This window comes from Leclercia sp. AS011 (assembly GCF_037152535.1).
Lineage (GTDB): Bacteria > Pseudomonadota > Gammaproteobacteria > Enterobacterales > Enterobacteriaceae > Enterobacter.
Genome location: NZ_JBBCMA010000004.1, coordinates 218,888 through 241,215, shown reverse-complemented (window position 1 = coordinate 241,215; position 22,328 = coordinate 218,888). Strand labels below are relative to the sequence as shown.

22 protein-coding genes and 1 riboswitch are annotated in these 22,328 nt (G+C 58.5%); of the genes, 11 read left to right on the top strand and 11 right to left on the bottom strand.

Annotated elements, in window-relative coordinates:
• Nucleotides 1–24: 24 nt before the first annotated feature.
• Genes yqiA through nudF form a run of 4 tightly spaced genes read right to left on the bottom strand, consistent with a single transcriptional unit; the run spans nucleotide 25 to nucleotide 2,512 of the window.
• A complete protein-coding gene (yqiA, locus tag WFO70_RS17250) occupies nucleotides 25–606 on the bottom strand; it encodes an esterase YqiA (RefSeq protein WP_142487116.1) in 582 nt (193 codons plus the stop codon).
• On the bottom strand, nucleotides 606–1,433 hold the full coding sequence (gene cpdA, locus WFO70_RS17245; RefSeq protein WP_337017818.1) for a 3',5'-cyclic-AMP phosphodiesterase: 828 nt from the start codon (nucleotides 1,431–1,433) through the stop codon (nucleotides 606–608). Before cpdA ends, yqiA begins: the two co-directional genes overlap by 1 nt.
• Before the next feature lie 27 nt (nucleotides 1,434–1,460).
• Nucleotides 1,461–1,883 (bottom strand): DUF1249 family protein, encoded by a 423-nt coding sequence (locus tag WFO70_RS17240; protein WP_337017919.1) that lies wholly within the window; start codon nucleotides 1,881–1,883, stop codon nucleotides 1,461–1,463.
• Nucleotides 1,880–2,512, bottom strand: coding sequence for an ADP-ribose diphosphatase (gene nudF, locus WFO70_RS17235; RefSeq protein ID WP_337017816.1), 633 nt, complete (start codon nucleotides 2,510–2,512; stop codon nucleotides 1,880–1,882). The genes WFO70_RS17240 and nudF overlap by 4 nt, the downstream gene beginning before the upstream one ends.
• A 203-nt stretch (nucleotides 2,513–2,715) precedes the next feature.
• Between nudF and tolC the strand changes: the two genes are divergently transcribed.
• From tolC to WFO70_RS17220, 3 genes are all read left to right on the top strand, one after another.
• The gene (gene tolC, locus WFO70_RS17230; protein ID WP_337017814.1) at nucleotides 2,716–4,137 is read left to right on the top strand and encodes an outer membrane channel protein TolC; all 1,422 of its coding nucleotides are present in this window, start codon (nucleotides 2,716–2,718) and stop codon (nucleotides 4,135–4,137) included.
• 174 nt (nucleotides 4,138–4,311) lie between these two features.
• On the top strand, nucleotides 4,312–4,986 hold the full coding sequence (locus tag WFO70_RS17225; RefSeq protein ID WP_337017813.1) for a DUF1190 family protein: 675 nt from the start codon (nucleotides 4,312–4,314) through the stop codon (nucleotides 4,984–4,986).
• A gap of 2 nt (nucleotides 4,987–4,988) precedes the next feature.
• Nucleotides 4,989–6,149 carry a glutathionylspermidine synthase family protein gene (locus WFO70_RS17220; protein WP_337017811.1) on the top strand — a complete coding sequence of 387 codons (1,161 nt, stop codon included), beginning with the start codon at nucleotides 4,989–4,991 and terminating at the stop codon, nucleotides 6,147–6,149.
• An 80-nt stretch (nucleotides 6,150–6,229) separates the two neighbouring features.
• On the opposite strand, the gene ygiD is transcribed toward WFO70_RS17220, so the two are convergent.
• A complete protein-coding gene (gene ygiD, locus WFO70_RS17215) occupies nucleotides 6,230–7,018 on the bottom strand; it encodes a 4,5-DOPA dioxygenase extradiol (protein ID WP_337017809.1) in 789 nt (262 codons plus the stop codon).
• A 196-nt stretch (nucleotides 7,019–7,214) separates the two neighbouring features.
• On the opposite strand from ygiD, the gene zupT reads away from it, so the two are divergent.
• Nucleotides 7,215–7,988: a zinc transporter ZupT gene (gene zupT / locus WFO70_RS17210; RefSeq protein WP_337017807.1), complete on the top strand. Its 774-nt coding sequence runs from the start codon at nucleotides 7,215–7,217 to the stop codon at nucleotides 7,986–7,988.
• Nucleotides 7,989–8,030: 42 nt separating this feature from the next.
• On the opposite strand, the gene ribB is transcribed toward zupT, so the two are convergent.
• On the bottom strand, nucleotides 8,031–8,684 hold the full coding sequence (ribB, locus tag WFO70_RS17205) for a 3,4-dihydroxy-2-butanone-4-phosphate synthase (protein ID WP_337017805.1): 654 nt from the start codon (nucleotides 8,682–8,684) through the stop codon (nucleotides 8,031–8,033).
• 104 nt (nucleotides 8,685–8,788) lie between these two features.
• Nucleotides 8,789–8,940, bottom strand: a riboswitch (FMN riboswitch).
• 120 nt (nucleotides 8,941–9,060) lie between these two features.
• Between ribB and ubiK the strand changes: the two genes are divergently transcribed.
• Nucleotides 9,061–9,357, top strand: coding sequence for a ubiquinone biosynthesis accessory factor UbiK (gene ubiK, locus WFO70_RS17200; RefSeq protein WP_337017803.1), 297 nt, complete (start codon nucleotides 9,061–9,063; stop codon nucleotides 9,355–9,357).
• 98 nt (nucleotides 9,358–9,455) lie between these two features.
• Here ubiK and hldE read toward each other — a convergent pair whose 3' ends face one another.
• From hldE to WFO70_RS17185, 3 genes are read right to left on the bottom strand one after another with little or no spacing between them, the layout of a single operon-like run.
• Nucleotides 9,456–10,889 (bottom strand): bifunctional D-glycero-beta-D-manno-heptose-7-phosphate kinase/D-glycero-beta-D-manno-heptose 1-phosphate adenylyltransferase HldE, encoded by a 1,434-nt coding sequence (gene hldE / locus WFO70_RS17195; protein WP_337017801.1) that lies wholly within the window; start codon nucleotides 10,887–10,889, stop codon nucleotides 9,456–9,458.
• Between the two features lie 40 nt (nucleotides 10,890–10,929).
• Complete coding sequence (gene glnE / locus WFO70_RS17190) at nucleotides 10,930–13,788, bottom strand: bifunctional [glutamate--ammonia ligase]-adenylyl-L-tyrosine phosphorylase/[glutamate--ammonia-ligase] adenylyltransferase (RefSeq protein ID WP_337017799.1); 2,859 nt, start codon at nucleotides 13,786–13,788, stop codon at nucleotides 10,930–10,932.
• Nucleotides 13,789–13,806: 18 nt separating this feature from the next.
• A complete protein-coding gene (locus WFO70_RS17185) occupies nucleotides 13,807–15,108 on the bottom strand; it encodes a CYTH domain-containing protein (protein ID WP_337017798.1) in 1,302 nt (433 codons plus the stop codon).
• 238 nt (nucleotides 15,109–15,346) lie between these two features.
• Here WFO70_RS17185 and WFO70_RS17180 point away from each other — a divergent pair, with 238 nt between their 5' ends.
• Together WFO70_RS17180 and WFO70_RS17175 are read left to right on the top strand one after the other, a co-directional pair.
• Nucleotides 15,347–15,967: a TIGR04211 family SH3 domain-containing protein gene (locus tag WFO70_RS17180; protein ID WP_337017796.1), complete on the top strand. Its 621-nt coding sequence runs from the start codon at nucleotides 15,347–15,349 to the stop codon at nucleotides 15,965–15,967.
• Nucleotides 15,968–16,028: 61 nt separating this feature from the next.
• Nucleotides 16,029–17,270 carry a multifunctional CCA addition/repair protein gene (locus WFO70_RS17175; protein WP_337017794.1) on the top strand — a complete coding sequence of 414 codons (1,242 nt, stop codon included), beginning with the start codon at nucleotides 16,029–16,031 and terminating at the stop codon, nucleotides 17,268–17,270.
• Nucleotides 17,271–17,283: 13 nt separating this feature from the next.
• Here WFO70_RS17175 and bacA read toward each other — a convergent pair whose 3' ends face one another.
• Nucleotides 17,284–18,102: an undecaprenyl-diphosphate phosphatase gene (gene bacA, locus WFO70_RS17170; protein WP_337017792.1), complete on the bottom strand. Its 819-nt coding sequence runs from the start codon at nucleotides 18,100–18,102 to the stop codon at nucleotides 17,284–17,286.
• A 105-nt stretch (nucleotides 18,103–18,207) separates the two neighbouring features.
• The gene (folB, locus tag WFO70_RS17165; protein ID WP_106995853.1) at nucleotides 18,208–18,576 is read right to left on the bottom strand and encodes a bifunctional dihydroneopterin aldolase/7,8-dihydroneopterin epimerase; all 369 of its coding nucleotides are present in this window, start codon (nucleotides 18,574–18,576) and stop codon (nucleotides 18,208–18,210) included.
• Between the two features lie 107 nt (nucleotides 18,577–18,683).
• Between folB and plsY the strand changes: the two genes are divergently transcribed.
• The 4 genes from plsY to WFO70_RS17145 all read left to right on the top strand — a co-directional run bounded on the left by plsY (nucleotide 18,684) and on the right by WFO70_RS17145 (nucleotide 22,328).
• Nucleotides 18,684–19,298, top strand: a complete 615-nt coding sequence (plsY, locus tag WFO70_RS17160) for a glycerol-3-phosphate 1-O-acyltransferase PlsY (protein WP_142487131.1) — start codon at nucleotides 18,684–18,686, stop codon at nucleotides 19,296–19,298.
• A gap of 118 nt (nucleotides 19,299–19,416) precedes the next feature.
• Nucleotides 19,417–20,883, top strand: coding sequence for an MFS transporter (locus tag WFO70_RS17155; protein WP_337017789.1), 1,467 nt, complete (start codon nucleotides 19,417–19,419; stop codon nucleotides 20,881–20,883).
• 304 nt (nucleotides 20,884–21,187) lie between these two features.
• The gene (locus tag WFO70_RS17150; RefSeq protein WP_337017787.1) at nucleotides 21,188–22,015 is read left to right on the top strand and encodes an urease accessory protein UreD; all 828 of its coding nucleotides are present in this window, start codon (nucleotides 21,188–21,190) and stop codon (nucleotides 22,013–22,015) included.
• A gap of 10 nt (nucleotides 22,016–22,025) precedes the next feature.
• Nucleotides 22,026–22,328: an urease subunit gamma gene (locus WFO70_RS17145; protein ID WP_103822891.1), complete on the top strand. Its 303-nt coding sequence runs from the start codon at nucleotides 22,026–22,028 to the stop codon at nucleotides 22,326–22,328.

Below are 22,328 nucleotides of genomic sequence, written 5' to 3'. Positions count from 1 at the left end.
TAAACTAGCAATTCGCAGCGATTGTCAGAGGCTGTGCAGACCAAGAAAGTCGACAATCTGGGTGAAATGATCCTCAAAGCCCGTGAAGGCATGATTACCGCCCTCTTCTATAGTCTGGCGGCAGGAGGCGTAATACGCCACCGCCTGGCGGTAATCCAGCACTTCATCACCCGTCTGTTGCAGCAGCCAGATAAGATCTGGTGCTTCCAGCGGATCAATCTGCATCACTTTGAGGTCGTAAATATGGCGTGACTCTAGCACATATTGCTGTCCGGTGTAGGGGTTCTCGTTGTGCCCCAGATAGCCCACCAGCAGCTCAAAAGGCCGCACCGCCGGGTTGACGACGACCGCTGGCACCATAAAGCACTGGGACAGCCAGGTGGCGTAGTAGCCGCCGAGGGATGACCCCACCACACCAAAGGGCTCGCCGCCGTGGGCCAGGACAATCGCCTCCAGCATTTCGGCGGCCTCGGCAGGATATGGCGGCAGCTGCGGGACAATCATCTCGACGTGAGGATGATGCACCTCCAGCCACTGTCGAAACAGCGTCGCTTTTGCCGAGCGCGGGGAACTGTTGAAGCCGTGCAGATAGAGAAGCGCAGACATCAGTAACCTTCTGACGCGGTATCCGGGCGGAACTGCGAGCTTTGCAGACGGCAGACTTCGGTTGTCAGGGAGCCATCGGCATGCAGTTCCAGCCAGCGCCAGCCAGGGGCGATGGTGTCGAGGGTGAAGTTCGCGCAGTGCGGTTTGAACTGCACGCAGGTGGACGGCGAAGCCAGCAGGCGACGCCCGTTCCAGTCGAGATCCAGCTCCTGGTGAATATGGCCGCAGAGTAAGTTATTCACCCGCGGGAATTTCATCAGCACCCGATCGAGGGCAGCAGAGTTGCGCAGGCTGTGCTGATCGAGCCAGCTGCATCCTGCCGGCAAAGGATGATGATGCAATAACAGCAGGGTGTGGCGATCGGGATCGGCCGTCAGCTTTGCTTCGAGCCACTCCAGCTGAAAATCGCTCAGCTCGCCGTGCGGCACGCCGAAGACCTGGCTGTCGAGCAGCAGGATTTGCCAGTTGTCGCCCGAGTGGACCCGCTTGGCAGGGGAAATACCCGCATCCTGCAGCGCGCTGTACATTGAAGGTTGGAAATCGTGATTACCGGGTAACCAGACGCAGGGCGCGTTAAAACTCGCGATACCTTCAGCAAAGTGCTGATAAGCCGCGGAGGTTTGATCCTGCGCCAAATCGCCCGTGGCGACGATCAGATCGCATTCGCGCTTCTGAGCGTGAATGGCTTCCAGAACAGCCTGATAACTCTCCCAGGTATTCACACCCAACAGGGTTTCATGCTTTTTGGCAAACAGGTGAGTATCAGTAATTTGCAATACCCTGACTGGCGCCCCACCAGCAACAGTCAGGTTCAACAGGCTTTCCAAATGGTGTCCTTAGGTAGGTTTACGACGCTAACAAACCGGAATCGCCATTGCTCCATGTGCTAAACAATATCTTAGCCAGTCGGCTAAAAACTGGTTAATTTGATGCTTTTCGTCGCGTTGATGCAACTTTTTATTTGGGTAATCATACCGCGCTTTGAAGCGGAAGATCTGCTGGCTTGAACACACTTCAGCCACCATCGCGTCATGGTAAAGCCGCACCGTCATTGACGGCAGGCTCCAGTAGCTGATGGAGGGCGCGGTTTGCTCAATTTCCACCAGCGTAGTGTAACGGGTTGATTCAACAATGGTTAACCTATACTGCGCGTTGCTCACCTGATAGCTCACTGTTTCACCGGCCACGTCATTACGCGGCAGTAGTCGGCGTAATTGTGCGAAATTGGTCTCGCACAGACGCATCATTTCAGGGAAGTCAGGTGTATAACGCTTCATTTTTTCCACTCGTTTCGTAAGTCCTGATAATGCAGCTGGAGCCATTGCAAAGCGATGACAGAAGCCGCGTTGTCGATTTTCCCCTCTTTTACCCATTGGTAAGCCTGCTCCCGACTTACCACATGAACCCGAATATCTTCGTTTTCATCAACCAGACCGTGAATCCCTTGCGCGGTCGTGGCGTCCACTTCGCCAACCATAACTGACAGGCGCTCGCTGGTGCCGCCGGGGCTGGCCAGATAGCTGGTGATCGGTTTTGTCCGGCCCACTTCCAGCCCGGCCTCTTCCATCGCCTCGCGGCGGGCGACATCTTCCGGCGTTTCGCCCTCTTCGATCATCCCGGCCACCATCTCCAGCAGCCATGGGCTTTCGCTGGTATCCAGCGCGGCAATGCGAATCTGCTCTATCAGTACCACTTCGTCACGCACTGGGTCAAAGGGTAGCAAGACTGCGGCATGCCCGCGCTCAAAAATTTCGCGCCTGACTTCGCCACTCATTTCACCGTTAAACAAACGATGGCGAAAACGGTATAATTCCAGTGAAAAAAATCCGCTGTAGAGCGTTTCTCGTGCAATAATTTCTACATCGTTTTTTGTAAAAGTCACTGGCAACTTCTCTGGTTTATCCATGTTTGCATCCCGGTATAAATGGTGGCGTTAAGGTGAAATTCAATTCTGCTAAACTGCGGTTTCTACTACAGTATGGTAAATTGGTGCAAGTTACTGCCGCATGGCACGGAACGCCAACCTTTTGCAGTGGCGAAGTCTGCTAGAATCGGTAGATATTTTTTAATTAGATCAGCGCTAACTAAGCTTCACAACAAGGAAAGCAAATGAAGAAATTGCTCCCCATCCTCATCGGCCTGAGCCTGACGGGTTTCAGCGCGGTGAGCCAGGCAGAAGACTTGATACAGGTCTATAAGCAGGCACGTCTGAGCAACCCGGAACTGCGTAAATCCGCTGCCGATCGTGATGCTGCCTTTGAAAAAATTAATGAAGCACGCAGCCCATTATTACCACAGCTGGGTTTGGGTGCCGATTATACCTATAACAATGGTTACCGTGATGCGAACGGTATCGACTCCAACGTCACCAGCGGTTCACTCCAGTTAACCCAGACGCTGTTTGATATGTCCAAATGGCGTAACCTGAGCCTGCAGGAGAAATCTGCCGGTATTCAGGATGTCACCTATCAGACCGACCAGCAGACGCTGATCCTCAATACCGCTACCGCCTACTTCAAAGTCCTGAGCGCGATCGATTCGCTCTCTTACACTGAAGCGCAGAAACAAGCGATCTATCGCCAGCTCGACCAGACGACCCAGCGTTTCAACGTGGGCCTGGTGGCGATCACCGACGTGCAGAACGCCCGTTCACAGTACGATAACGTGCTGGCGAACGAAGTGACCGCGCGTAACGATCTGGATAACGCCCTTGAGCAGCTGCGTCAGGTCACCGGTAACTACTATCCGCAACTGGCCTCGCTGAACGTTGATCACTTCAAAACCGATAAGCCGCAGGCGGTGAATGCCCTGCTGAAAGAAGCTGAAAACCGTAACCTCAGCCTGTTGCAGGCTCGTCTGAGCCAGGATCTGGCCCGCGAACAGATCCGCCTGGCACAGGATGGTCACCTGCCAACCCTGAGCCTGAGCGCCTCCAGCGGCATTTCTAACACCAGCTACAGCGGTTCCCGGACCAGCGGTGCTCAGTACAACGACAGCGATGTGGGTCAGAACAAAATCGGCCTGAACTTCTCCCTGCCAATCTATCAGGGCGGCCAGGTCAATTCGCAGGTCAAACAGGCGCAGTACAACTTTGTCGGCGCCAGCGAACAGCTTGAAAGCGCGCACCGCAGCGTTGTGCAGACCGTGCGTTCCTCCTTCAATAACGTGAACGCCTCTGTCAGCAGCATCAACGCCTACAAACAGGCCGTGGTTTCTGCCCAGAGTTCACTGGATGCGTCAGAAGCTGGTTACGCGGTCGGTACCCGTACCATCGTTGACGTGCTGGACGCGACCACCACGCTGTATAACGCCAAACAACAGCTCTCCAATGCCCGTTACAACTACCTGATTAACCAGCTGAACATCAAGCAAGCGCTGGGTACGTTGAACGAGCAGGATCTGGTGGCGTTGAACAGTGCATTAGGTAAGCCGATCTCCACCACGCCTGAAGCCGTAGCCCCGGAAAACCCACAGCAGGACGCTTCTGCTGACGGTTACACCGCCGCTGCTGCACGCACCACCAGCAACTGATGCTGTTACCCGGTCTGGGTTCACCAGACCGGGTAAATCCCCTCTGTCCGACAAAAATACGTAAGCCAACGTAAAGATCCCTCGGTTTCGCCCCCGTCGCTTCAATTTCCACCACTCATCCTCTATTCTGAGCGTTATTTTCTGTGTTTTACCACTGGGTCCTGGAAGACAATTATGAAACGGACAAAATCCATTAATCACGCCTCGTTCCGCAAAAGCTGGAACGCGCGTCATTTCACCCCTGTCGCTCTGGCGCTGAGCGCCGCGTTTATGCTGGCAGGCTGTGAAAAAACCGACGAAACGGTTTCCCTTTATCAGAATGCCGACGACTGTGCGGCAGCTACCGGCAAAAGCGCGGAGTGTACGGCCTCGTACAACAACGCCCTGAAGGAAGCGGAACGTACCGCGCCGAAATACGCCAGCCGTGAAGACTGCGTGGCCGAGTTCGGTGAAGGCCAGTGCCAGCAGGCACCAGCCCCGGCTCAGGCCGGTACCGCGCCAGCAGAAAACCAGGCGCAGGCACAGTCCAGCGGGAGCTTCTGGATGCCGCTGATGGCGGGTTACATGATGGGCCGTCTGATGAGCGGCGGCGCGGGTTACCAACAGCAGCCCCTGTTCAGCTCTAAGAACCCGGCCAGCCCGGCTTACGGCCAGTACACCGATGCCAGCGGGAAAGGTTACGGTGCCGCCCAGCCAGGCCGCACTATGAACGTGCCTAAAACCGCGATGGCACCAAAACCGGCCACCACCAACACCGTGACCCGCGGCGGCTTCGGTGATTCTGTTGCCAAACAGAACACCATGCAGCGTAGCGCGGCCGGTACCTCAACACGCTCTATGGGCGGCTGATAATGGAACGAGTCAGTATTGTTGAGCGCCCGGACTGGCGCGATAAAGCCACCGAATACGGTTTCAACTTTCACACCATGTACGGCGAGCCGTACTGGTGTGAAGATGCCTATTACAAACTGACCCTCGCCCAGGTTGAAAAGCTGGAGGCGGTCACGGCAGAGCTGCATCAGATGTGCCTGAAGGTGGTGGAAAAGGTCATTGCCAGCGATGAGCTGCTGACCAAATTCCGCATTCCGAAGCACACCTGGGGCTTTGTGCGTCAGTCATGGGCGACCCATCAGCCGTCACTCTATTCGCGCCTCGATCTGGCGTGGGATGGCACCGGCGAGCCGAAGCTGCTTGAGAACAACGCCGATACCCCCACCTCCCTGTATGAGGCGGCTTTCTTCCAGTGGATCTGGCTGGAAGATCAGCAGAACGCGGGCCATCTGCCGGAAGGCAGCGACCAGTTCAACAGCCTGCAGGAGAAGCTGATCGAGCGTTTCGCTGAACTGCGCGAGCAGCACGGCTTCAACCTGCTGCACTTTGCCTGCTGTCGTGACACGGTCGAAGATCGTGGTACGGTACAGTATCTGCAGGATTGCGCCGCCGAGGCAGAGGTCGCCACTGAATTCCTCTATATCGAAGACATCGGGCTTGGCGAAAAAGGCCAGTTTACCGACACCCAGGATCAGGTGATCAGTAATCTGTTCAAGCTCTATCCCTGGGAATACATGCTGCGCGAAGTGTTCTCCACCAAGCTGGAAGATGCCGGCGTGCGCTGGCTGGAACCGGCGTGGAAGAGCATTATCTCCAACAAAGCCCTGCTGCCAATGCTGTGGGAGATGTTCCCGGATCATCCGAATCTGCTGCCGGCGTACTTCGCGGAAGATGACTATCCGCAGATGGATAAGTACGTCAAAAAGCCGATTTTCTCCCGCGAGGGTGCCAACGTGTCGATTATCGAAAACGGTAATACCGTGGAAGCGGTAGAAGGCCCGTATGGCGAAGAAGGGATGATCGTCCAACAGTTCTGTCAGTTACCGAAGTACGGCGACAGCTATATGCTGATCGGCAGTTGGCTGATCAACGATCAACCAGCCGGGATTGGTATTCGCGAAGATCGGGCGCTGATCACCCAGGATCTGTCCCGCTTCTATCCGCATATTTTTGTGGAGTAAGCCATGCCCGGTGGCGCTGCCGCTTACCGGGCCTGGGGTGTTGTAGGCCGGGTAAGGCGAAGCCGCTACCCGGCGTGTTTTTACCCCACCTGCACCGACAACATACTCAAACTGCCCATCTCGATGCCATCCACCGGTGTGGTAATGGGTTCATGGCCGTCCCATGCGCCCAGGACATAGAGCAGCGGCAGGAAGTGTTCCGCCGTCGGGTTCGAGAGCGAGCCGCCATCGTGTGCCAGATAATTGACCAGCGGGTGCTCCTCGGCCGGTCCCTGCCAGTTGAGGTTCATTTTCACATAATCATTGAATGACGTGGCCCACGGATAAGGCGTATTTTCCCCATGCCAGCGGGCGGTACGCAGGTTATGCACCACGTTACCACTGGCCACCAGCATAATGCCCTCATCACGCAGAGACGCGAGCTTACGGCCCATCTCTAAGTGCCAGGCCGCCGGTTTGGTGCTGTCGATGCTGAGCTGAACCATCGGGATATCCGCATCCGGGTACATCTTGATCAGCACGCCCCAGGAGCCATGGTCAAAACCCCACGCCTCTTTATCCAGGGTGACGGGGATCGGGGCCAGCAGATCCACCAGCTGCTGCGCCAGCGCCGGGGAACCCGGAGCCGGATAGTGCGTGTCGTACAGCGCCTGCGGGAAACCGCCGAAATCATGAATGGTTTTTGGCGTTTCCATGGCAGTAACGCCAGTGCCACGGGTAAACCAGTGTGCAGAGACCACCACGATAGCCTTCGGACGCGGCAACGTCTCGCCCAGATGTCGCCAGGCGCGGGTATAGACGTTATCTTCCAGCACATTCATTGGGCTACCGTGACCCAAAAACAGCGCTGGCATACGAGAAGAAGTCATGATGATATCCTTACACAAGGTGTCGATTTGATAGCTTTACCTTACCCGTTATCCGGATAAGATGAACTCAGAGAACCATGATGAAGATCATCAGGAAATTTGAATGTAAGGGATCTGTAAAGGCGTCTGTACCCGCTCGCTTTACGTGAGTTTAGCCTTTAATGTGAATGAGAATCATTATCATAAGGAGAGGTGAATGTCAGTCCCCCTGATTCTGACTATTCTTGCAGGTGCCGCCACTTTTATCGGCGCCATGCTCGGAGTCCTGGGCCAGAAGCCCTCTAACCGCGTGCTGGCCTTTTCCCTCGGCTTTGCCGCCGGGATCATGCTGCTCATCTCCCTGATGGAGATGCTGCCTGCCGCCCTCGGCACGGAGGGGATGTCGCCGGTACTCGGCTACGGGATGTTTGTCATTGGTCTGCTGGGCTACTTCGCGCTGGACAAAATGCTGCCCCACGCGCATCCGCAGGATCTGATGCAAAAAGGAAGCAAGCCGCTGCCCGGTAATCTGAGACGTACCGCCCTGCTGCTCACTCTGGGCATCAGCCTGCACAACTTCCCGGAAGGCGTCGCCACCTACGTGACCGCCAGCAACAACCTGGAGCTGGGTTTCGGTATTGCCCTGGCGGTGGCGTTGCACAATATTCCGGAGGGGCTGGCAGTGGCGGGCCCGGTCTATGCGGCCACCGGATCCAAGCGTAAAGCGGTGTTCTGGGCGGGCATTTCCGGCATGGCGGAGATCGCAGGCGGCGTGCTGGCGTGGTTAATCCTCGGCAGCCTGATATCGCCAGTGGTGATGGCGGCCATTATGGCGGCGGTGGCAGGGATTATGGTGGCGCTGTCGGTAGATGAGCTGATGCCGCTTGCCAAAGAGATCGACCCGAATAACAATCCCAGCTACGGCGTGCTGTGCGGAATGTCGGTGATGGGGCTCAGTCTGGTGCTACTCCAGACGGCAGGAATTGGCTAAAAAAAACGCCGGGTTATCCCGGCGTTTTTTTATGCTGTGTTATCAGCTGGCTTTGCGCTCGTGCGCCTGGCGATACGCCACCAGATCTTCGATAGTGACCACGGCCATGTTGTGTTTAGCGGCAAACTCGATGCACTCCGGCGCGCGCGCCATAGAGCCATCATCATTGGTCAGTTCACACAGTACACCGGCAGGTTTGAAACCGGCCAGGGTCACCAGGTCGATAGTCGCTTCGGTATGGCCGCCGCGGGTCAGGACGCCGCCCGGCTGGGCGCGCAGCGGGAATACGTGGCCCGGACGGTTCAGGTCAGATGGTTTTGCACCATCGGCAATGGCGGCGCGCACGGTGGTCACGCGGTCAGCAGCAGACACACCTGTGGTCACACCGCTGGCCGCTTCGATGGTCACGGTAAAACCGGTGCCATAGGCGCTGGTGTTGTTCTCGACCATCATCGGCAATTCGAGCTGCTTACGGCGATCTTCGGTGATGCACAGGCAAACAATACCGCTGCCGTGACGGATGGTCAGCGCCATCTGTTCAACGGTCATGGTTTCGGCGGCGAAAATCATATCGCCTTCGTTTTCACGATCTTCATCGTCAAGCACCATCACGCCGCGACCTTCGCGAAGCGCAGCAAGCGCGTGTTCTACACGGTCAGCAGAGGTGCCGAAAGAGGAAAGGAGCGTCTGATTCATGGTAAAAAAACCTCATTAAAATTATGGTTACCAGAATCAGGGCAGTCTTAGGAGCGCCGTAGTACGGCAAAAAAATAACGTGAGCGGGCCTCGCCCGGCTGGTTCGTTACTCTCTCCCATCCGGACTTTAACCGTCGGCCCCGGAATTGCACCGGATCTGCTGACCTTTGAGTTTGCACCCAAAGCGCTCGCGGGCTTTCAACGCGAAGGTTGATTTACCGCCGGTGGGGAATTTCGCCCCGCCCTGAGAATAAGCGGGATAACTATAACGCTAATGATTATGTTCGGCAACGCATAAGCTTCACACAATTCTGGTTTAAGGATCGCGGTTACGCGCTACAATGGTCGTTAACACCTTTTCTTCAAGGGAACTACCATGATCGACCCAAAAAAAATTGAACAACTTGCCCGCCAGGTCCATGAATCCATGCCGAAAGGCGTTCGTGAGTTTGGTGATGATGTTGAGAAGAAAATCCGCCAGGTGCTGCAGTCGCAGCTGATGCGGCTGGATCTGGTCAGCCGTGAAGAGTTTGACGTGCAGACGCAGGTGCTGTTGCGTACCCGCGAGAAAATCGCCCTGCTGGAACAGCGTCTGACCGAGCTGGAAAACCGCAGCGTTGTTGAAGAAGTGCGCCCGGCACCAGCGATCCCACCGGTTAACGACGTGGAATAACGCCCGGCGGCGCTGCGCTTGCACGGGCCTACGGTATTGAGCAGGCCGGGTAAGACGAAGCCGCCACCCGGCAAAAAACGGGCCTTTCGGCCCGTTTTTTATTTCTCGCTGTCTTTCTGGATCTTCTTAATGATGTTGGTGGTTGAACACCCGTCCTCAAAGTTGAGCACCATCACTTCCCCGCCGTTGGCCCACACCTCTTCGCTACCGGCGATCTGTTCAGGCTTATAGTCACCGCCCTTAACCAGCAGGTCCGGCAGGATCCCGGCAATCAGGCGCTGCGGCGTGTCCTCTTCGAACGACACCACCCAGTCCACCGCTTCCAGCGCGCCGAGCACAATCATGCGCTGCTCAAGCGGGTTCACCGGACGGGTCTCGCCTTTCAGACGTCGGGTGGAGGCATCGCTGTTGACCGCCACAATCAGACGGTCGCCCAGCTTGCGGGCGTTCGCCAGATACGAGACGTGGCCCGCGTGCAGAATGTCGAACACGCCGTTGGTCATGACCACTTTCTCACCGCGCTTACGTGCGGCGGCCACCGCCACTTTCAGCTCGTCTTCGCTCATCACGCCAAAACCGGTGTCGGCACGACCGCGCACCGCGTTTTCCAGTTCGATTGGTGAAACGGTTGAGGTCCCCAGTTTACCCACCACCACGCCCGCGGCGGCATTGGCAAAGTAGCAGGCCTCTTCCAGGGTATTACCCGCGGCCAGAGTGGCTGCCAGCACGCCGATGACCGTATCACCGGCACCGGTGACGTCATACACTTCCTGGGCCTGGGTTGGCATATGCAGCGGCGCTTTGCCCGGCTGCAGCAAGGTCATCCCCTGCTCGGAGCGGGTCACCAGCAGGGCAGAGAAGTCGAAATCGGCGATGATCTTCATGCCGCGCTCAACGATCTCATCTTCGGTTTTACATTTCCCCGCCACCGCTTCGAATTCGGAGAGGTTCGGCGTAAGCAGCGTTGCCCCGCGATAGCGTTCGAAATCGGTGCCTTTCGGATCGATCAGCACCGGCACACCGGCAGTGCGCGCCAGTTTAATCATCTGCTGAACGCTGGCCAGCGCGCCTTTGGCGTAGTCGGAGAGCACCAGCGCGCCGATGTTGCCCAGCGCCTGGTTGATACGCTCGTGCAGCGGCTCAGGATCCACGCCTTCAAACCCTTCTTCAAAGTCGAGGCGGATCAGCTGCTGGTTGCGCGACAGTACGCGCAGCTTGGTGATGGTCGGGTGCGTCGGGACAGAAACGAAATCACATTTGACGTTCACATCCGCCAGCGTCTTGCTCAGCGCCCGCGCGGCGTCGTCGATACCGGTCAGCCCCACCAGACGCGAATGCGCGCCGAGAGAAGCAATGTTCATCGCCACGTTTGCCGCGCCGCCAGGACGCTCTTCAATGGTATCCACCTTCACCACCGGGACCGGGGCTTCCGGGGAAATGCGGCTGGTTGGCCCATACCAGTAGCGATCCAGCATCACATCGCCAACCACCATAACTCCAGCACGTTCAAACTCTGGCAGTGTTACTTTCATTCCTGACTCCAGAAAGATTCACAATTTGCGCGCGATAATATCACACTTGTTTTGTTACGCACGGTTCCACCAGCCACTTCTGCCAGCAGGCCCGCACCAGCTCCCGCTCGGCGTTAAAGCAGTCGAGCGGCAGATGACCGGGCTGCTCCTGCAGGGCCAGATGGTGCAGCTCATCGCGCAGGGTTGTGTAGGCGCGGGTCAAGGCCAGCGCCTCGTGCTCGTCCATAATGTCGTTTTGCGCCAGCAGCTCCAGGATGCGCACGTTATCGGACCAGCGGGTCAGCTTCGGCTTGCTGTGCGCGTCACGCAGCACCAGGTACTGGGTGATAAATTCAATGTCGGTGATCCCGCCCTCATCCGCTTTAATATCAAAGCGATCCTTATGCTTATTCCCCAGATGAGCGCGCATCTTCTCGCGCATCTCGCGCACTTCGGTTTGCAGCGTCGGGCCTTCGCGCGTAGCGGTGAGCACGTCGCGACGAATGGTATCAAACTGCGCTTTTAGCTGCGGATCGCCATACACTACCCGGGCGCGCACCAGGGCCTGATGCTCCCAGGTCCAGGCCTCGTTCTGCTGGTAATCCGCAAAGGATTCTGTGGAGGTGACGAGCATGCCCGCCGCGCCGGACGGACGCAGACGCGCATCCACTTCATACAAAATGCCCGACGACGTGCGGGTGCTGAACAGATGCATGATGCGCTGGGCGAGGCGCAGGTAGAACTGACGCCCGTCGATCTCACGTTCGCCGTCGGTCATCACGTCAACCGGGCAGTCGTGGAGGAAAATCAGATCCAGATCGGAGCTGTAGCCCAGCTCCCAGCCGCCCAGTTTGCCGTAGCCCACCACCGCAAAACCGCGGCCTTCACGATCGGCCAGGTGCTTCGGCTGGCCGTAACGGGCCACCATCTGCACCCATGCCTGATGGACCACCGCATCAATAATCGCTTCCGCCAGCCAGGTTAAGTGATCGCTCACTTTCATCACCGGCAGCGTGCCGGAGATATCCGCCGCCGCCACGCGCAGCAGCTGCGCCTGCTTAAACTGACGCAGCGCCTCCAGCTGTTGCTCTTCGTCCTCTTCCGGCACGCGCAGCAGATACTGGCGCAGCTCATCGCGATAGGCGTCGGTGGCCGTCGGCTGATAAAGGGTGTTGGGATCGAGCAGTTCGTCCAGCAGCAGCGGATAGCGCGCCAGCTTGCTGGCAATCATCGGCGAGGCGGCGCAGAGGGAGATCAGGTGCTTGAGCGCCCCGGGGAATTCGCTGAGCAGCTCCAGATAGGTGGTACGGGTGATGATCCCGCTCAGCAGCGGGGTCAGGCGCGACAGCGGCACCGGGGCATCGGCCCGGGAGCAGACGTCGCTGAGCAGGTGCGGCATCAGGTGATCCAGCACCTGGCGGCCGCGCGGGCCAATGGCGCGCTTGTTCAGCTCAAGGCGGAAATCGGCGATCAGCGCCACCACCCGATGGCGATCCTCATCGCTGAGGTGGGTCAGCACCGGAGTGGTGTCGTCCTCCTGCAAGGCATCCTGCCACAGCTCGCGCCAGTGCTCGGACAGCTCATCGTCCTGGGATTCGCTCTCATCGTCGCCGATCAGGTCGTTAAAAATACGGCGCACGGCAGCCATATGGGCATCCAGCGCGTCGGTCAGGGCCTGCCAGTCGTCCACGCGCATCCCCCAGGCGAGGCGGGCGCGGTTAAGCTCATCTCCCGGCAGGGTCTGGGTCTGTTCGTCGTTAATGCTCTGAAGCAGGTTTTCCAGCCGGCGTAAAAAGAGGTAGGCCTCGCGCAGGATCCGGTCATCGCCTTCCGGCAGCAGGTGCAGCTGGGCGATGGCGGCCAGGGTGGGCAGCAGGGAGCGGGACTGCAGCGAGGGCTCACGCCCGCCGCGGATCAGCTGGAAGACCTGGACGATAAACTCGATCTCGCGGATACCGCCCGCCCCCAGCTTGATGTTGTCTTTCAGGCCACGGCGACGCACTTCCCGGGCAATCATCCCTTTCATGTTACGCAGCGACTGAATGACGCTGAAATCGATGTAGCGACGGAAGACAAACGGGCGCAGCATGGCGCGCAGCTCGTTGGCATAGGCATCGCCGTTATCGCCCATGATCCGCGCCTTCACCATCGCGTAGCGTTCCCAGTCGCGCCCCTGCTCCTGGTAATAATCTTCCAGCGCGGCAAAGCTCAGCACCAGCGGGCCGCTGTCGCCGAACGGGCGCAGGCGCATATCCACGCGGTAGACAAAGCCATCCTGAGTGGGTTGATCCAGGGCCTTAATCAGCCGCTGCCCCAGCCGGGTGAAGAACTGGGCGTTATCCAGCTCGCGACGTCCGCCGCGGGTAGCCCCCTTCTCCGGCCAGGCGAAGATCAGGTCGATATCCGAGGAGAAATTGAGTTCCCCGCCGCCCAGTTTGCCCATGCCTAAGATCAGCAGCGGCTGCGGCGTGCCGTCTTCACTGCACGGCGTGCCCCATTCACGGCAGCAGGCGTCGTACAGCCAGTCGCGGGCGGCGACGATCAGCGTCTCCGCCAGGTGACTTAACTGCTGCAACGTGCTCTCTTCACTCACCAGCATCAGCGCCTGCGCCCAGGCGATGCGTACCATCACCCGACGACGGAACTGGCGCAGCACGCGCATCAGCGCGGCTTCATCGTTGATGTCCGCCAGCGCCTCCTGTAACCACTGCGCGTAGTGCTGCCACTCGTCCGCCTGGGGCGGCGAGGCTTCAAGCCCGGCCAGCCAGTCAGGGTGGGCGGTGACGCTCTCCTGCACAAAGTCGCTGAAGGTCAGCACCTGCCGGGCCTGCTCGCTTAATGACGAGGCGGGTAATGTTTTCGGCAGACGCTCACATACCGTCTGCCACTGCTGCTGTAAGGGTGAAGAAAGCGGCATCATGGGGGTTCCTTGCCTGCGTTAACGTTTTCCGCTGTGCAGCCAGAATGGCTCCTGCGAAATGGCTTCGTTGCGGAAATGCTCAATTTCAATGTGCTGGCGGGTTTTGATGGCATACAGCAGCCCCTGCCAGTTCTCCAGCCAGGCGCGGGCGACCGGGCCGTCATAGGCCCCAGCCAGCAGCAGAATGCTGTCAATATTACGCCCCAGACGGATCAGCTGATCGCCGTACTGATCGCCCAGCGGATGCCCGAAAATGGTTTTCAGCTCAGCGGCGTGGCGGGACAGGTGGGTATCGGCAAAACGCTTGAAGGAGTCCGCAATTTTGGCCTGCGCCTTCGCATCGAGGAAGCTTCGCCAGCCGCGGGTCACCAGGAACTCGGTGAGCGCCAGCTTCGCGTTGGCGGTTTGCGGGCTGTAGATCGCCGTCTCGGCAGAGACGTCAGAGGCCATCAGGGCATCGGCCTGGGTCAGCAGATCACGTAAGTGAGCACTCGCTTTACGTGGCACAATACCGCCGAACAGCGCCAGACTGTGACGCACCAGCGCCATCGCTGCCAGCACGTGCTCTTTTGCCCCTTTCACGTCGCGGATCCACAGCTCCTCGTGGTACTGCCACTGGCTCAGCGCCAGCTCCAGCGAGGCTTCAAAGCCCTGCTCGACCGAGGATTTTGGCGCGACATGCAGAATTTCAGTGGGTTTCAGGATGCGCGGGGCATTGCCCTGGGCCAGATGATAGCCGCGGGCGGCCTTGCTCAGGCTGCCCTGACGCAGACCGCTCTGGGTCACCAGCTTGCGGGCCAGCTTCAGCACGTCGTCGGCGTGGCCATCCAGCAGCTCAAGCTCCAGCTCGCAGATGGGCTCCTGGAACTCACCAGCTTTCACTTCCCCCAGGTCGAGGGCGATTTCAATCCGGCTTTTGCCTTCGTTTACCAGCCACTTCTCGCGCCAGAAATCGGTGCTGAACAGCGGGCTGACGCTCTCTGCCAGCCCCTCTGGCAGACCGCCTTCCGGCCACACTTCCGCCGGGAAACGCGCCAGCTCCAGCTCGGGCTGGCTGATATCAATGTTGTATTCCGGGCGCTGATGCAGACCGCCGACCACGCGACCGCCGATTTTCATGGTCATCTCGTAACGCCCGTCCACGCCGCGGATGCGCAGCCCACGGTCATGACGGCGCAGCCACAGGTCCTGCGTTTCGTAATAGATGTTGAGCAGTTGCACCGGCGCGTGATGCTCGCCGTTCAGCTGATGCAGATGGTTTCGCAGCGCGTCAACGCTGCCGCTTTCAACGATAAACTTTAATTCGATTTCCTGAGCCATGGCCTTGTTCTTTTGATTGCAATATCGTGGGGTAAATTACGGCGAACTTACTCGCCACTTTTTTGTCAGTAGATAGTATTTTGCGCCAGATTGCCACGCAATGGGCAATTTGACGGGCGTAAAGTTTGCTACAGTGGCAATCAGCGCACAGAGGATTCCGAATGCTGACGAATCCTTTGAGCCTGAAGACTGTTTCCACTAATATCGTTCCACTTTTTATGAAAATAACGACTGCCTGATGCCTAAATTACGCCTGATCGGACTGACATTACTTGCTATTAGCGCCGCGACCGTGGTCCACGCAGAAGAGAAGCGCTACGTTTCTGACGAACTGAACACCTGGGTACGCAGCGGTCCGGGTGACAATTATCGCCTCGTGGGTACGATTAATGCCGGCGAGGAAGTGGTGCTGTTGCAGAGCAACGCGGAATCCAACTATGGCCAGGTGCGCGACAGCAGCGGCCGTACCGCCTGGATCCCCCTTAAAGAGCTTAGCACCGACCCGAGCCTGCGCACCCGCGTGCCGGATCTGGAAAACCAGGTCAAAACCCTGACTGATAAGCTGACCAACATCGACGCCACCTGGAATCAGCGCACCGCTGAGATGCAGCAGAAAGTTGCCCAGAGCGACGGGGTGATCAACGGTCTCAAAGATGAGAACCAGAAGCTGAAGAACGAGCTGATCGTCGCCCAGAAAAAGGTGAGCGCGGCCAACCTGCAGCTGGATGACAAACAGCGCACCATCATCATGCAGTGGTTTATGTATGGCGGCGGCGTGCTGGGCATAGGTCTGCTGCTGGGTCTGGTGCTGCCGCATCTGGTACCGAGCCGTAAACGTAAAGACCGTTGGATGAACTAAGTCGCCATCTCTGCCACACTTACGTATTATTTTGCCAATATTGGATACGGGAGAGTGTGGCGTGAAGATTTATCTGGTCGGTGGTGCGGTTCGTGATGCGTTGTTAGGTCTGCCGGTCAAAGATAAGGACTGGGTGGTGGTGGGAGCCACCCCTCAGGCCATGCTCGATGCGGGTTACCAGCAGGTAGGCCGCGATTTCCCCGTGTTTCTGCACCCGCAAAGCCGCCAGGAGTATGCTCTGGCGCGTACCGAACGCAAATCCGGCGTGGGTTATACCGGGTTTATCTGCCATGCCGACCCTGACGTTACCCTCGAAGACGATTTGCAGCGCCGCGATCTGACCATCAATGCCCTCGCGCAGGATGAAAACGGTCATATCGTCGATGCGTACGGCGGTAAAGAGGATCTGCAGAACCGCATCCTGCGCCATGTCTCCCCCGCCTTCTCTGAAGATCCGCTCCGCGTGCTGCGCGTGGCGCGCTTTGCTGCCCGCTATGCCCATCTGAGCTTTCGCATCGCCGACGAAACCCTGGCGCTGATGACGGCGATGACCGACGCGGGCGAGCTGGAGCACCTCACCCCGGAACGGGTGTGGAAAGAGACTGAGAATGCGCTCACCACCCGCAACCCGCAGGTTTACTTCCAGGTGCTGCGCGACTGCGGGGCACTCAAAGTATTGTTCCCGGAAGTGGACGCGCTGTTTGGCGTACCCGCCCCGGCGAAGTGGCACCCGGAAATTGATACCGGCATCCACACCCTGATGACGTTAAGCATGGCGGCGATGCTCAGCCCGGAGGTGGACGTGCGCTTTGCCACCCTCTGTCACGATCTCGGCAAGGGCTTAACGCCGCCCGAACTGTGGCCGCGCCATCACGGACACGGCCCGGCGGGCGTCAGGCTGGTGGAAAAGGTTTGTCAGCGCATGCGGGTGCCGAACGAGATCCGCGATCTGGCGAAGCTGGTCGCCGAGTTCCACGACCTGATCCACACCTTCCCAATCCTTAAACCGGCCACCATCGTCAAGCTGTTCGACAACATCGACGCCTGGCGTAAACCGCAGCGCGTGGAGCAGATCGCCTTAACCAGCGAAGCCGACGTGCGCGGACGCACCGGGTTTGAAGCCAGCGACTATCCGCAGGGGCGGTTGCTGCGCGAAGCCTGGGAGGTGGCAAAAGCCGTGCCGACCCAGGCGGTGATCCAGGCGGGATTCAAAGGGCCAGAGATTCGGGAAGAGTTAACTAAACGGCGGATTCAGGCGGTAGCGGACTGGAAGGAACAGCGTTGCCCACAGCCAAAAGACTGAGGGCAGTCGGTCATCAGAAGAAGACCACGTAGACCGCGGCCGCCACGATAAAGCGATAGATGGCGAACGGGATAAACGAGATGCGCTTGATCAGCTGCAGGAAGGTTTTGATGGCGATCAGCGCCACGATGAAGGCGGTGATAAAGCCCACGGCAAACATCGGAATGTCGCCTGCGGTCAGGAAGTGGTAGCTCTTGTAGAGATCCAGCGCGGTCGCGCCCATCATCATCGGCACCGCCAGCAGGAACGAGAACTCAGAGGCCGCATAGCGGCTCACGCCCATCAGCATCCCGCCTGAAATCGTCGCCCCGGAGCGGGAGAAGCCCGGCCACAGCGCCAGACACTGGAAGCAGCCAATCATAAAGGCCTGGCGGTAGGTCATATCATCCAGACCCGGCGCGCGTGGCTCTTTGGGCTTCAGCAGTTCAGCGGCTATCAGCAGCACGCCACCGACCACCAGCGCATACATCACGTTAATCGGGTTGAACAGCGATTTGATGGTGTCGTGCAACACCAGGCCCAGCACCACCGCCGGGATCATCCCGAGCAGAATGTGCACCAGGGTCAACCGCCCTTTTCCGGTGCCTTCATGCGGCGGATGGCCAAAGTGAATGCCAATCAGCCCGAACAGGCGGCGCCAGAACATCACTACCACCGCCAGAATGGATCCTAACTGGATCACCACCTCAAAGGTTTTCGCCGTTTCGCCTTCGAATCCCAGCAGATGGCCAACAATAATCATATGGCCCGTACTGGAAACCGGCAAAAACTCTGTCAATCCTTCGACCACACCCAGTATTGCTGCCACCAGCAGGGAGTGCATATCGCTCATCAATAAACCCCTAAAAAGACAGAAAAAACGGGTTACCCGGAGGGTAACCGCAGAAGGAACAGCTGTAAGACTGATTTAACAGGAATTGGTTTAACTATTATACCGTTAAATGTTTCCTTTCAGATTTTGGCTACGCTCAATAATAACGCCCACATTAGCCGCCCGCGCCACCGCGCCCGGCTTGCTGACTTTGATGCGCACCCACGGGGAATTAAAGCGGCTGAGCAGCAGTTCCGCCACCTCTTCCGCCACGCGTTCCACCAGCGCAAAACGCTGGCCTTCCACGTGGCTGATGACGGTTTCACTGACGTCGGCATAGCTCAGACAGTCGTTCACATCGTCGCTTTTCGCGGCGGCGACGTTATCCCAGCCCATTTCGATATCGAACACTAATTTCTGCTCGATGGTCTGTTCCCAGTCATACACCCCGATAGTGGTGATTACCGAAAGTTGCTCTATAAATACTATATCCATCACGACCTGCCTGGTTTTTGGCTAAACCGGATACCACTCCCGGCGAATTATGCGTATTATCCACAGATGCTAAGTACAAAACGATATTTTCAAAACGGAACAGCGTTATGAGTGCAATCGCGCCTGGAATGATCCTCCTTGCCTACCTTTGCGGCTCAATTTCCAGCGCCATTCTGGTCTGCCGTATCGCCGGGTTACCCGACCCACGCGAGAACGGCTCCGGGAATCCGGGGGCGACCAATGTACTACGAATTGGCGGCAAAGGAGCAGCCGTAGCGGTTCTGATTTTTGACGTCCTGAAAGGCATGCTTCCCGTCTGGGGCGCGTATGCGCTGGGCGTGACGCCCTTCTGGCTGGGGCTGATAGCCATCGCCGCCTGTCTGGGCCACATCTGGCCGGTCTTCTTTGGTTTCAAAGGCGGTAAAGGCGTAGCCACCGCATTCGGTGCCATTGCCCCTATTGGCTGGGATCTCACCGGCGTGATGGCCGGTACCTGGCTGCTCAGCGTGTTGCTCAGCGGTTACTCCTCTCTGGGGGCCATCGTCAGCGCGCTGATTGCCCCGTTTTACGTCTGGTGGTTCAAACCCCAGTTCACCTTCCCGGTGTCGATGCTCTCCTGCCTGATCCTGCTGCGTCATCATGACAACATTCAGCGCCTGTGGCGTCGCCAGGAAACCAAGATCTGGGCCAGGCTGAAGAGAAAAAAGAAAGATCCGCAGTAAGCGTCTTTGCTCCCTTTCGCCTTCATCCCTTAGTTATGCCTTATAACCAAATGTGATTTAGATCGTTTTCTTGCTGTGAGTACTCTTTTTGTTCGTACAGCCAACACAACATAAGAAAATGACAGAGATCGCAGATCCAACCTCACTTGCAACGGCAGGAAACGCCCCCGACAGGGAGATCAAATGGGTTCGCAACGCGGCGGACGTCACCCAACTGGTTAATGAAGGTTCACAGGGCCGGGCCAATGCGCGCATCGTTATCGGTATTGCGCTGGGCGGTATTTTTCTCGATGCCTATGACCTGGGCGCGCTGGCGTTCGGTATCAAAGACATCACCCGCGAGTTCAACCTCACGCCTGCGGGCACCGGCATGGTGGCCTCGGCGATCACCTTCGGCGCCATTGTCGGGGCGCTGATTGGCGGCTACCTGACGGATAAAATCGGGCGCTACCGGGTGTTTATGGCCGACATGGTGTTCTTCGTGGTCGCGGCCATCGCCTGTGCCTTTGCCCCGAACGAGTACGTGCTGGCCGGGGCGCGCTTTGTGATGGGGCTGGGGGTGGGGATCGACCTCCCCGTAGCGATGGCCTTCTTAAGCGAGTTCGCCAGGCTGAAAGGCCCCGGCAACAAAGCCGCCAGCGTCGCCATGTGGTGCCCCACCTGGTATGCCGCCATCAGCATCTCTTATCTGCTGGTGCTCTTCTTCTATGGCGTGCTGCCGGAGACGCACAGCGACTGGCTGTGGCGCATTATCCTCGGCTTCGGGGCGATCCCCGCGCTGGTGATCATCGCCATCCGCAGTAAGTACATGAGCGAATCGCCGGTCTGGGCGGCGAATCAGGGCAACCTGAAAGAGGCGGCAGCGATCCTGCGCAAGGCGTACAACATTAACGCCCACGTGCCGCAGGAGGCGCTCAACCAGCCCGCCCCGGTGGTGAATAAAGCCAGCTGGCGTAACTACCTGAATCTGTTCCGCGGGGTCTATCTGAAGCGCACCACGCTGGCCACCCTGCTGTCGGTTGTGTCGTCCTTTGCCTATAACGCCGTGGCCTTTGGCCTGCCGGTGATTATCTCCAGCTTCTTTGTGCAGTCGATGCTGACCACCATTCTCATTTCGCTGGCGCTGAACCTGCTGTTCGCGTTTGTCGGCGGCCTGCTGGCGGTGCGGCTGGTGCCGCGCTTCGGCGCATGGCGGATGTCGCTGGGGGGTTATACCTGTCAGCTGATTGCCCTGGTGGTGCTGGCGATTATTGGTCGCCCGGAGGGTGCAGCGGAAGGGATCGCGGCGGTGGCGATGCTGGCCCTGTTCCTGTTCGGTCAGGGCTTTGGTCCGGGGGCACACACCATGACCTTTGCTTCACTCAGCTACCCAACGTCGCTGCGCGGGGTTGGCGTGGGGCTGAACCAGACGCTGATGCGCAGCAGCTCGACGCTGTCGCTGTTTATGTTCCCACTGCTGGTGGCGTCGATGGATACGGCGGTGTTCTGGGTGATTGCCCTTGCGCCGCTGATTGGGTTGGTTTCGCTGCTGGCGATCCGCTGGGAACCCTCCGGGTATGATATTGATGCGGAGGATTACCGGTAAGGTAATACCTGTCTGGTAAGGCTTTATGTAGCTAGAGTGGAATGGTTCCGTCACCTCATGTCCAGCAGAACATGACGTTCCAGAACCTGTGAACGTGATAAGGGGGCCACCCTCAGGCGACGGAGAAGCCGGGTGGCGGCTGCGCCTTACCCGGCCTACAAACCCACAACATGCACATCCCGTAGGCCCGGCAAGCGCAGCGCCGCCGGGCATTTCCACCCCATCCATAAGTGACTCATATGACAGCCTTCATTTCCGCCAGGGCATACTAAAAAAATCCCGATAGCGAGCAGATGGATCAAGCATGTTAGCACCTCAGAGGGTTGATAAAACGGCAAAAGGCTGGCAGGCCTCGCTTGCTTTGCGGTTTTGTCACACCCCTGAAAAAACCCTCCTTCACGCTGCCCGCCATGTCGGCCCACTTACCGTACAACGCCCGTTCTATCCCGAAGAGGAGACCTGCCACCTCTATCTGCTGCACCCGCCGGGCGGGATTGTCGGCGGGGATGAACTGACGATCGACGTCCACCTCGAGGCCCACAGCCACGCGCTAATCACCATGCCCGGTGCCAGCAAGTTCTATCGCAGCACAGGCGCACTGGCGCGGCTGGATCAGCACTTCACCCTCGACGAGCACGCAACGCTGGAGTGGCTGCCGCAGGACACCATTTTTTTCCCTGGCGCGAATGCCACCCTGCGCTCGGTGTTTCATCTCCAGCGCAGCAGCACCCTGCTGGCCTGGGAGCTGTTTTGCCTCGGCCGCCCGGTGATCGGCGAAACCTTCAGCCACGGGCGCATTGAGAGTCGCCTTGAGGTCTGGCTCGAAGGCGAGCCGCTGCTGATCGAGCGCCAGCACCTGGCCGACGGCGATCTGACCCCGGTGGCGGAACACCCGTGGATCGGCACCCTGCTGTTTTACCCGGCCAGCGAAACGCTGCTGGAGGAGGCCCGCGAGGCGCTGGCAGCGCTGGAGCATTTCGCGGGAGCGACCCTCACCGACGGCCTGCTGTCGGTCCGTTTTCTGGCCCATGACAACCTGATTTGCCAGCAGGCGATGCGCGAGATCTGGCAGCGCCTGCGCCTGCCGCTCACCGCTAAAGCTCCCTGCCCGCCCCGAATCTGGCACACCTGAGAGACGCACGATGGAACTGACCCCCAGAGAAAAAGACAAGCTGTTGCTGTTTACCGCCGCGCTGGTGGCCGAGCGCCGTCTCGCCCGCGGCGTGAAGCTCAATTACCCGGAATCGGTGGCCCTGATCAGCGCCTTCATTATGGAAGGGGCGCGCGACGGGCAGACGGTGGCGGAATTGATGGAAGCCGGTCGCCACGTCCTGACCCGCAGCCAGGTGATGGAGGGCGTGCCGGAGATGATCCCGGATATTCAGGTGGAGGCCACCTTCCCGGACGGCTCCAAGCTGGTCACCGTTCACAATCCGATCCTGTAA